The 9777-nt window shown below is 67.4% G+C and carries 10 protein-coding genes; 5 read left to right on the forward strand and 5 right to left on the reverse strand.

Annotated features, from left to right (window positions below):
• The 3 genes from Q8814_RS21495 to Q8814_RS21505 form a co-directional block, all read right to left on the reverse strand.
• On the reverse strand, nucleotides 1–773 hold a 773-nt coding region (locus Q8814_RS21495; protein WP_330154017.1), incomplete at its 3' end, for a DUF6777 domain-containing protein.
• Between the two features lie 36 nt (nucleotides 774–809).
• A complete protein-coding gene (locus Q8814_RS21500) occupies nucleotides 810–1790 on the reverse strand; it encodes an alpha/beta fold hydrolase (RefSeq protein ID WP_330154018.1) in 981 nt (326 codons plus the stop codon).
• A complete protein-coding gene (locus Q8814_RS21505) occupies nucleotides 1790–2173 on the reverse strand; it encodes a nuclear transport factor 2 family protein (RefSeq protein ID WP_330154019.1) in 384 nt (127 codons plus the stop codon). The genes Q8814_RS21500 and Q8814_RS21505 overlap by 1 nt, the downstream gene beginning before the upstream one ends.
• A 210-nt stretch (nucleotides 2174–2383) precedes the next feature.
• On the opposite strand from Q8814_RS21505, the gene Q8814_RS21510 reads away from it, so the two are divergent.
• On the forward strand, nucleotides 2384–2737 hold the full coding sequence (locus Q8814_RS21510; RefSeq protein WP_330154020.1) for a hypothetical protein: 354 nt from the start codon (nucleotides 2384–2386) through the stop codon (nucleotides 2735–2737).
• A gap of 149 nt (nucleotides 2738–2886) precedes the next feature.
• Here Q8814_RS21510 and Q8814_RS21515 read toward each other — a convergent pair whose 3' ends face one another.
• The gene (locus Q8814_RS21515; RefSeq protein ID WP_330154021.1) at nucleotides 2887–3276 is read right to left on the reverse strand and encodes a hypothetical protein; all 390 of its coding nucleotides are present in this window, start codon (nucleotides 3274–3276) and stop codon (nucleotides 2887–2889) included.
• A 334-nt stretch (nucleotides 3277–3610) separates the two neighbouring features.
• On the opposite strand from Q8814_RS21515, the gene Q8814_RS21520 reads away from it, so the two are divergent.
• The 4 genes from Q8814_RS21520 (at nucleotide 3611) to Q8814_RS21535 (ending at nucleotide 6708) form a co-directional block, all read left to right on the forward strand.
• The gene (locus Q8814_RS21520) at nucleotides 3611–4222 is read left to right on the forward strand and encodes a hypothetical protein (protein WP_330154022.1); all 612 of its coding nucleotides are present in this window, start codon (nucleotides 3611–3613) and stop codon (nucleotides 4220–4222) included.
• 281 nt (nucleotides 4223–4503) lie between these two features.
• Nucleotides 4504–5316 carry an alpha/beta hydrolase gene (locus tag Q8814_RS21525; RefSeq protein WP_330154023.1) on the forward strand — a complete coding sequence of 271 codons (813 nt, stop codon included), beginning with the start codon at nucleotides 4504–4506 and terminating at the stop codon, nucleotides 5314–5316.
• A gap of 114 nt (nucleotides 5317–5430) precedes the next feature.
• A complete protein-coding gene (locus tag Q8814_RS21530; protein WP_330154024.1) occupies nucleotides 5431–5994 on the forward strand; it encodes a CsbD family protein in 564 nt (187 codons plus the stop codon).
• A 57-nt stretch (nucleotides 5995–6051) separates the two neighbouring features.
• Nucleotides 6052–6708 (forward strand): IF2 family translation initiation factor, encoded by a 657-nt coding sequence (locus Q8814_RS21535; protein WP_330154025.1) that lies wholly within the window; start codon nucleotides 6052–6054, stop codon nucleotides 6706–6708.
• Between the two features lie 115 nt (nucleotides 6709–6823).
• Here Q8814_RS21535 and leuS read toward each other — a convergent pair whose 3' ends face one another.
• On the reverse strand, nucleotides 6824–9682 hold the full coding sequence (leuS, locus tag Q8814_RS21540; protein WP_330154026.1) for a leucine--tRNA ligase: 2859 nt from the start codon (nucleotides 9680–9682) through the stop codon (nucleotides 6824–6826).
• Nucleotides 9683–9777: the final 95 nt, after the last annotated feature.

The following is a 9777-nucleotide window of genomic DNA, read 5'->3' on the forward strand; positions in this document are numbered from 1 at the left end:
GTCGGAGGTTTGTCCGGCTCGGGCGCGGGCGGCTGTAAACCCGCCCCGATGGGTATCGGCAGCAACTCGCCGGTCGTGATGTCGACGACCTTCAATTCTTTCACCGGCTCGGCGGCAGCCTGCACGATGAACAGCCGCTCGGGATCGAGCCCGGGCCACTCCGGGCCCTCGAGATCCGACTTCGTCGCGAGCACCGGCGCCGACAACGGATTTCCGCGCACGCAGCGCACCCGGGGTACGCCACGATCGTCGACCAGCACGACGGTCCCCGATTCGAGTACGGCCTGGACGGGCCTGGCCTCGCCGGCACGGTATTCGTGTTTCGTGACCCGGGTATCGGCGCGGAGAAGTACCGGCGTCAAGCTGCGGATGTACTCGCGTAGATCGGTGACGTTCAGAACACCGCGCCAGGCGTCGGCTTTCACCGGGTCGGACGCGAGGGTGTCGACAAGTTCGCGGCGGTCGCACAACTGTCGGTCGAGGCTGCCGCCGTAGAGCGCGGTGCGATCACCCGCGACGGCGGGTGGACCCCCGCCGGATGCCGCGACAGGGTCTCCGGTGTCCTCGACGGCGTCGCGCGGTGGCGGTGGGACGGCAACAGGTACCTGGGCCGGTACCAGCAGTCCGGTCCAGGGGTACTCGCCCTGCGCGGTCGCGACTTCCAGCCGTACCGGGTCGGCGCGGTCGGAGCCCCCCGACGAACACCCACCCACCGCGAGCGCGGTCAGCGCGAGCACCATTCCAAATTTTCGAGCGGCGGTGTCGGTGGCCACGTCGCCATCGTAGGACCGCGCAGCCTCCAGAAACGGCTATTCGACCGTTCGGTTCCGGGTCAGCACGTCCGATGCGAAGGCCAGCAGGTATCGATCGACGTCGCGCCTCCGTTCCATTTGCACGAAATGTCCGGCTCCATCCAACAATTCAATTCCGCGTAGATCCGGCACCGTCTGTTTCATCCTGTCGAGCGCGCCGGGCCCGGACATCGTGAGAACGGGATCGCGGGTGCCGGCGACGAACAGCGTCGGGACATCGAGAACGGCGCCGTCGTATTCGGCGGACGCTTCCCAGTTGGCGTCGTATGCCCGATACCAGGACAGTCCACCGCCGAAACCGGTTCGGGCGAACTCCCGCCCGTAATGGTCCAGCTCTTCGACGGTGAGCCAGTGCCAGGGCAACTCCGGGGCCTGCGGTAACACGTCGAGATATCCGTGGGCGTCGCTCGGGTGCTTCCAGATGTCCAAGTACCGGTAGGCGCCCGAGAGCGCGAAGAACAGCCGCTGAAGGAACTCTTGGGCGCGCGGGTCGAGCTCCCGCTCCGCCACCGCCGCTTCCTGGAAATAGTGCAGGTGCAGGAAGTGCTTGCGTGCCATCGCTGCGAACACCTCGGTCGGGCGGCTCGGCATCCGGTCGGGTGCATACGGCACGGCGAGCAGCATCAGGCCGGCGACCCGGTCGGCGTGACGGAGCGCGACCGTCCACGCGACGGGCGCCCCGAAATCGTGGCCGACGAAGACGGCCCGCTCGATACCCAGCGCGTCGCACAGGCCGATCAGTCGGTCCGCGACCGCGACGTTGGTGTATTCCTCAATCGAGGACGGGCGGTCGGTGCGTCCGTACCCGGGCATGTCCGGCGCCACCGCGCGGTAGCCGGCAGCGGCGAGGGCGCTCACCTGATGCCGGTAGCTGTACCCCAGGCCCGGGAACCCGTGGCACAGCACGACCGCGGGTCCGGCACCCTCGTCGTGAATGTTCCACGTGAAACCGTCGACCTCGACGGTGCGGGAGCGCATCAGGACGAGGGCACCGTCTGCATGTCCTCTTCGCTCCAGTACGCCTTCATGCCGGTGATTCTCGCGTCCTCGTCGAAGGTCATGACATCGACGACCTCCATCACAATGTCCTGCTCGCCGAGGTGCGTGACGAGGCGGAAGAGGAAGGCCGCACTGTTCCCCGCAATCTTGACGGTGAGGACCTCACCGGTCTGGGTCAGAGGTTCGACCATCCCGTAGAACTCGCGAATCTCCGCGTCGGTGGTGCGCACCGGCGTGCCGACCGGGTCCTCGACGGTAGCGCCCGGTGCGTAGAGCGCCAGGATGTCGTCGACCGTTCCCTTTGCCACCGCGCGGACGTAACTTTCGATGGTGGCTCGGATCGCCTCACGGGTCTGCGCCATGGATACCCCTCCTGATTAGAACGTGTTCTACCTCGGGAGAGTAGTCCAACGCTCCTCCATCGACCAGGGTCACCGCCGACCCCGCCGCCGGACAAGGCGACGGCGCACAGGCATTCCCGACACGGACGCCCGGTTGCGGGCCGTCGACACCGCTCGCCAGACGCGCCCCCCTTACAGGTCATATCCCCGCCCCGCCCTATCCTCGAGGCCGTGACCAGCGACGACACCCCCACCGGCGACCAGGACCCCCACGACGTCGACAACCGGCTTCTCAGTGACCTCCGCGACCGCCTTGCCCAGGCCGTCGCCCGCGCAGCCGAACACGGCAACCCCACCCTGGGCACCGTCGAGGTCACCATCCACGAACTCGCGGAACTCCTCGACCGCATCGACCGCCACCAGGACCAGCGGATGGCCGGCGAGTTCTTCGCCAGCCGCCAGCGCCACCATATGCGCCGCAAGAACGCGATGCTGCTGTCGATCGAACTCGCCCTCATCGGCCAGTCCGGGCCACTCGTCGACGTCCTCGACGGCATCCTCCGCGGCGGGGGCGTTGACCAGTAGGTTTTGACCGGTAGGTACAGGAACAGGGGGCGAGCGGCGCCGACCTGGTCGAGCCGTGGGCGAGCGGCACACCCGGGGGAGTGGGGGTCGAGCGGATGGCATCAGTCAGGGCAACAGACGGGAGTGGTGCACCGTCGGCGAAGTGTCACTCACTCGATCACCGTCAGCCGCAGCGGACCAGCCTCGTGTTCCTGCTGATCGATCTGTCTCCCGATCTCGTGTGCCGCCTCGATCTGCGCCAGGGTCGCCCTTATCTGCTGGTGGAACCTCACCTGCCGGCGTCCATCCTCGAGTACGAGCGCGACGCACCACAGGTGCAGCCATGACGTCAGCGGAGCTTCGGCCGGGGTCGCCTCGGACAACCGCTTGCCCCGATACCGGTCGACGAACTGCACAGTGGCGGCGTTGACGTCGAGATCAAGGGCGATCGACAAGGCAAGCAGGGCGTCCTCGGACGGCTGCCAGTCGTCAGGCAGGACGGTGTCGGCGACGGCGAGGGCGTCCGGATGGGCGACGGTCAGCCGGGGCGGGTTGTCCATGCCCGTTATCCTGGCCGTTTCTGCTTGTCCATGCTCATCGACACGCCCTGTTCGGGCGGCGGGCGGACCTCGGGAACACCCACCCACATCAGCCGGGAATCATGCGCTGCCTGCGCTTCTGGAGCGTGAACCCTGAACCTGGGAGGTGCTCCGCTGCATGGGCGCGCGACCCGACGATCCGATCGCACGGCTCGACCGTTCCCGGCGGGACCGAAAGCTCGGCCCCCCATCCGGTACAGGGACGCCGCTCGAGCCGTTGAGGAGAGTCGCGCGGTGACGAGGGCCGAGTCCGGTCGCAGCAGGGTCCGGATCCTGTGCGAGACTGCGCACGTCGATGAAGCAGAGTGTGGTCCTGCCTCGGGGCGCAGACGGCGCGAGCCCAGCTCCCTACCTGTGCCGCGCCGGGCAGAAGAAGGGCAGGAAACCGGTGGCAATGACGACGGATACGGCACGCGGTCAGTCGGTCTGGAACGGACGGGACTGGTACGTCAGCTTCGGGGAGGCGAACAAGTCCCGGAATTGGGATGACGCCCAGCGCTATGGTTTCGTCTCCGCCGGGGGCCGCAAGTGGTATTCCGACAGCCTCCGACAGGTTCCCGTCGGGGGCCGCGTCTTCGCCTACATCCCCAAGGTCGGCTACGCCGGAGTCGGCACGGTCACCGCGCCGGCTGCGCCCGCCGACCACGCCGTCCTAATAATCGACGGAGGGTCCGTGGCGTTTCGCAGCCTCGACCTCGTCGGCCCGTACGGGCGCGAGGTGCCCGATCCCGACCCGGACGAGGACTACAGGGAATGGATCCTGCCCGTCGCCTGGGAGCACACCGTCGACCGCACCCAGGCGCTGCGCATACCGGGTCTGTTCGCCAACCAGAATTCCGCCTGCCGACTGCGTGACCAGTTCACCATCGACGAGGTCACGGCGTTCTTCGGCCCCGCCGATCGGTAGCCGCCCGGCCCGCACGGTGGGTGCCGCCACGGGTTATCGGGACGCCCCCGCCCGCCCCATCTCGAATGGACCGAACGGAAATAGCTGTGCACCAACACTGTCGGTGAGCGAATTGTGTCCACCGAGTCGGTGCCGGGCATCTCGGGCAGTGCCTGTTCTACGCCTCAGGTCTCGATGTCTCCACGGTCGATTCGATCCGCTCACGCCCTCGGCGTGCAATGCTCAGCCCTGCCATGCTTACGCCCTGCACGGGCGCAGACGTCAGCACGACAGGAGTGTCGATGAGCGAAGCCACCGCTTTCACCGTCGAAGGGCACATCGGCACTCTCGCGGCTCGCCGCTGGGAACCCGCCGAACCGAGCTGGATCGCGTTGCTCTGCCACGGCTACGGTGAGCACAGCGGTCGCTACGAATACGTCGCAACGCGCCTGGTCACAGACGGTGCCGCGGTGTACGCGATCGACCACATCGGTCACGGTCTCAGCAGCGGCGAGCGGGTCCTGATCGACGACTTCGAGACCGTGGTCGACGACGTCCGCCTCCTCGAGCTGACCGCGCGGCGCGAGCATCCGGACCTTCCCGTCGTGCTGGTCGGCCACTCGATGGGCGGAATGATCGCCGCCCGCTACGCGCAGCGCTACGGTGCCGATCTCGCCGCCGTGGTGCTCTCCGATCCGGTCCTCGGCACGTGGGCCACCGTCGACACACTGCTCGCTGCGCCCGAAATACCCGACACGCCGATCGATCCGTCCACCCTCTCGCGGGATCCGGACGTCGGGCGTGCCTACGTGGAAGACCCTCTCGTCTGGCACGGCCCGTTCAAACGCCGCACCGTCGAAGCGCTGAAGATCTGCCTGGACACCATCGGCGGCGCCGGGCCGATCGACACGGTGCCGGTGTTGTGGCTGCACGGAGAGGACGATCGGCTCGTCCCGATCGACGGTACGTCGGCGGGTTGGTCGACCTTCGCGGGCAGCGGTTCGTCCTCGAAGATCTATCCGGGCGCGCGGCACGAAATCTTCAACGAAACGAACCGCGACGAGGTGCTGAGCGACGTCCTCGATTTCGTGCACCGCCACCTTCCGGCTACGTGAAGCGGCGGCTCCGGCCCCTACATACACGCTGAAGGATTGACTCCGGGCCATAACGGTTATCCCACCTCCGGGCGCGACACCCCACCTGGCCCGTCACGGAAGGAGGCGACCTCCATGAATGATGAGAACACGTCCGACAAGGCCCGCGAAGGATTACTGGACTCGATCAAAGGCAAGGCGAAAGAAGTCGCAGGTGCCGTGACCGGCAACGACTCGCTCACCGCCGAGGGCCGGTTCCAGCAGGCAGAAGCGCAGGAACGCCGAGACGCCGAAACCGGCGAGGCCCTGGCCCGGGAACAGACCAAGGAAGCCGCCGAGGAACTGGGCGAGGTCCGCGAAACAGCCGAAGACGAACGCGACGCCGTGCGCCGCAGCGCGGAAGCCTCCAAGCAGGCGGTACGCCACGAGGGGGAAGCGCAGAAGCGCGTCGCCGAGCAGGAGGAGCAGCAGCGTCTCGAAGCGCGACGCGCCGCGGCCACCAGGGAAGCGCAAACCGAAGAGGCCCGCGCCCGGGTCCGCGCCGATGCCTCGGCAGCCGGCGCGAGCGCGGCGGTCGCTCAGGCCGGCGAAGAACACCGTGAAGCGGTCGACGACGCCGCCGAGACCCGCCGCCGAGCCGAGGAGGAGCGGCGGAAAGCCGACGCCCTCGGCGAGGTCCTCGACGAAACGGACCGCTGAGGGTCCTTGCCCACCACGATGTACAGAGCACCGAGCAATGCAGAATCGGAGACACCCATGAACCTCGTCGAGTTGCCCCGCACCGTATTGCGACTGCAGTACCGCGTCGCCAGATTCCCGTTGGCATTGATCGAACAGCAGATGAAGTATCTGCCCGCGGAAGCCCCGGCCCGCCAGATGTACGAACGCGGTCTGGGCGCGCTCGACGGCCTTGTCGGCGGTGTGCTGGGTGACGACAAGATTGCGCAACGCGGCACTGCCGCGGCCGAACGCGCCGATGCCGTCGCCCGAGCGGAGAAGCTCGAGCGGGAGGCTGCTGCACGGAAGGAAGCCGCCGATGCCGAACTCCGCGAGGAGCGGGCGCGCGCCGCCGACCAGCAGCGTGCCGCGCAGGAAGCCGAGAAGCGCGAGGTGGAGCAGGCCCGCATCCGCGAGCAGGAGCGTAAGCGCACCGCCGCGCGCGAGGCCGAGGAGCGCAAAGCGAAGGCCGCACAGCGCGCCGAGCAGCAGGCGAAGCAGCGTGAGCAGGCCGCCGAGGCCGAAGCGAAGAAGAAGCAGGCCGACATTGCAGAGGCCGAGAAGCAGGCTTCCGAGCCGGCCAAGATCGATCTGAAGGAGGCCGTCGCCAAGCAGCTCGAGGCCAAGGAGGCCGAAGAGCGCGCGGACAACCTCGACAAGATGGCCGATAAGGAAAAGGCGAAGCGGCAGAACTGAAACGGCTCGCGTAGGTGAGGCTGCCGTCTCACAGCAACGGACCCCGGCGATTCGATCGCGCCGGGGTCCGTTGCTTGTGTCGGGGTCGAGGCCGGCTGTTTTGCCGACGTCGGACCTATTTCACGACATTGACCATTTTCCCGGGTACCACGATCACCTTGCGCGGCGCGGCAGCTCCCAGCATCTCGACGATCTTTTCGTCTGCCAGCGCTGCCGCCTCGATGGCATCGGGCTTCGCATCGGCCGGAACCGTGATGCGGCTACGGACCTTGCCGTTGACCTGGATCGGGTACTCGACGGTGTCCTGCACGAGCCACCTGTCCTCGGCCACGGGGAACGGGCCGTGGGCCAGGGACTCGGTACGACCGAGCCGCGACCACAGCTCTTCCGCGAGGTGCGGGGCGACCGGGGCGAGCATCAGCACCAGCGGCTCGACGGCGCTTCGGGGGGCACCGGCGGGGTACTGCTTGGTGAGGTGGTTCGTGTACTCGATGAGCTTGGCGACGGCGGTGTTGTCGCGCAGGTGCGCGTAGTCGTCGGAGACGCCCGCGATGGCCTTGTGCAGAGCCCGCAACGTGTCTTCGCCCGGATCGTCCTCGGTGACCCGCAGCTCGCCCGTTTCCTCGTCGATCACGAGCCGCCACGCGCGCTGCAGGAATCGCTGGGCACCGACGACATCCTTCGTCGCCCAGGGTCGCGACTGGTCGAGCGGACCCATCGACATCTCGTACACACGGAGGGTGTCGGCGCCGAAGTCTTCGCAGATCTGGTCGGGCGCAACAGCATTCTTGAGGGACTTGCCCATTTTGCCGTACTCGCGGTTGACTTCCTGCTCACCGTCGGGCCCGGTCCAGTAGAACTTGCCGTCCCGCTCGACGACCTCCTCGGCCGGCACGTACACACCGCGCGAATCGGTGTAGGCGTAGGCCTGGATGTATCCCTGATTGAACAGGCGGCGGTACGGCTCGGACGAGGTGACATAGCCGAGATCGAAGAGCACCTTGTGCCAGAACCGAGCGTAGAGCAGGTGCAGCACGGCGTGTTCGACGCCGCCGACGTAGAGATCGACGCCGCCCGGGTCGTTCGGACCGTGCAGTTCGGGGCGCGGTCCGGTCCAGTACGCCTCGTTCTCCATGGCGCAGAACTCGTCCGAATTGGTGGGGTCGATGTACCGCAACTGGTACCAGGAGCTGCCCGCCCACTGCGGCATCACGTTGGTGTCGCGGGTGTAGCGCTGCAGCCCGTCGCCGAGGTCGAGTTCGACGTCGACCCAGTCGGTGGCCTTGGCAAGCGGCGGGGACGGCTCCGAGTCGGCGTCGTCCGGATCGAACGACACCGGCGCGTAGTCTTCGACCTCCGGAAGTTCCACCGGCAGCATCGATTCCGGCAGCGCATGGGCAGCGCCGTCGGCGTCGTAGACGATGGGGAACGGCTCGCCCCAGTAGCGCTGGCGCGCGAACAGCCAGTCGCGCAGCTTGTACTGGATGGTGCCCGTTCCGGACCCGGACTCCTCGAGCTTCGCGATGATCGCCTTCTTCGCGTCGGCGACATCGAGCCCGTTCAGGTGGTCGGAGTTCACGAGCACACCGTCGCCGGTGTACGCCTCCGTCGTGACGTCGCCGCCGGAGATGACTTCGCGGATCGGCAGCCCGAACGCGGTCGCGAATTCCCAGTCGCGCTGGTCGTGGCCGGGTACGGCCATGATCGCGCCGGTGCCGTAGCCGGTGAGCACGTAGTCGGCGATGAAGATCGGCAGTTTCTCGCCGTTGACCGGGTTGACGGCGTAGGCCCCGACGAACACACCGGTCTTGTCCTTCGACTCCTGACGGTCGAGGTCGGATTTGGCGGCGATCGAAGCCCGGTAGGCGGCAACGGCTTCGGTGGGTGATGCCGCTCCGCCGGTCCAGCGCGCGTCGACATCGACGGGCCAGGACGCGGCGACGATCTCGTCGACCAGCGCGTGCTCGGGGGCGAGCGTGACGTAGCTGGCACCGAACAGGGTGTCGGGGCGAGTCGTGAACACCTCGATATTCGAATCATGTTCGTCGACAGCGAACTTCACTTGCGCGCCGTGCGAGCGTCCGATCCAGTTGCGCTGCATGGCCTTGACCTTGTCGGGCCAGTCCAGGTATTCGAGGTCGTCGATGAGCCGATCGGAGTACGCGGTGATGCGCATCATCCACTGCCGCAGGTTCTTCCGGAACACCGGGAAATTACCGCGCTCGGACCGGCCGTCGGCGGTCACTTCTTCGTTGGCGAGGACCGTGCCCAACCCGGGGCACCAGTTGACGAGAGAATTGGACCGGTACACCAGACGGTACGAGTCGATCACCGCGGCGCGGTCACTCTCGGTGAGCGCTGCCCAGTCGCGGCCGTCGTCGAGAGAGCGCGTGCCGTCGGCGAATTCGGTCTCGAGTTCGGAGATGCGCCGGGCCTTGCCGGCAGCGGTGTCGTACCAGGCGTTGTAGATCGTGAGGAAGATCCACTGCGTCCAGTGGTAGAACTCGACGTCGGTCGACGCGACGGAGCGGCGTTCGTCGTGTCCGAGCCCGAGGCGGCCGAGCTGCCGCTTCATGTTCGCGATGTTCGCTTCGGTCGTCGTGCGCGGATGCGTACCCGTCTGTACCGCGTACTGCTCGGCGGGCAGACCGAACGCGTCGTAGCCCAGCGTGTGCAGCACATTGCGGCCCTGCATGCGGTGGAACCGCGCGTAGACGTCGGTCGCGATGTAGCCGAGCGGGTGACCGACGTGCAGACCCGATCCGGAGGGGTACGGGAACATGTCCTGCACGAACAGCTTGTCGGCGGGCACCTCGCCCGCGAGCTCTCCCACCGGATTGGGCGCGTGGAAGGTGCCGCGCTCGCGCCACAGCTCCTGCCAGCGCTGCTCGATCTGCCCGGCGAGGTCGGCGGTGTACCGATGCTGCGGGGTCGCGTCGGACGGCGGTGTGGAGGACTGATCGGGACGGGTCACGGTGATCGCTATCTACTCGGCCGGCGTTTGTGGGCTTCAACCAGGGTAGAACGTGCCGGCACCCGACCGAAGCGGTGGCCACGACCGGCGCGTAT

Source organism: Rhodococcus chondri (assembly GCF_036327435.1).
Lineage (GTDB): Bacteria > Actinomycetota > Actinomycetes > Mycobacteriales > Mycobacteriaceae > Rhodococcus > Rhodococcus chondri.

Bases quoted from the DNA above. Each gene is read 5' to 3' on its own strand.
- Q8814_RS21530 (WP_330154024.1), top strand. From the start codon at position 5,431: ATGAATGATGAGAACACGTCCGACAAGGCCCGCGAAGGATTACTGGAC.
- Q8814_RS21525 (WP_330154023.1), top strand. From the start codon at position 4,504: ATGAGCGAAGCCACCGCTTTCACCGTCGAAGGGCACATCGGCACTCTC.
- Q8814_RS21515 (WP_330154021.1), bottom strand. From the start codon at position 3,276: ATGGACAACCCGCCCCGGCTGACCGTCGCCCATCCGGACGCCCTCGCC.
- Q8814_RS21505 (WP_330154019.1), bottom strand. From the start codon at position 2,173: ATGGCGCAGACCCGTGAGGCGATCCGAGCCACCATCGAAAGTTACGTC.
- Q8814_RS21520 (WP_330154022.1), top strand. From the start codon at position 3,611: ATGAAGCAGAGTGTGGTCCTGCCTCGGGGCGCAGACGGCGCGAGCCCA.
- Q8814_RS21500 (WP_330154018.1), bottom strand. From the start codon at position 1,790: ATGCGCTCCCGCACCGTCGAGGTCGACGGTTTCACGTGGAACATTCAC.
- Q8814_RS21535 (WP_330154025.1), top strand. From the start codon at position 6,052: ATGAACCTCGTCGAGTTGCCCCGCACCGTATTGCGACTGCAGTACCGC.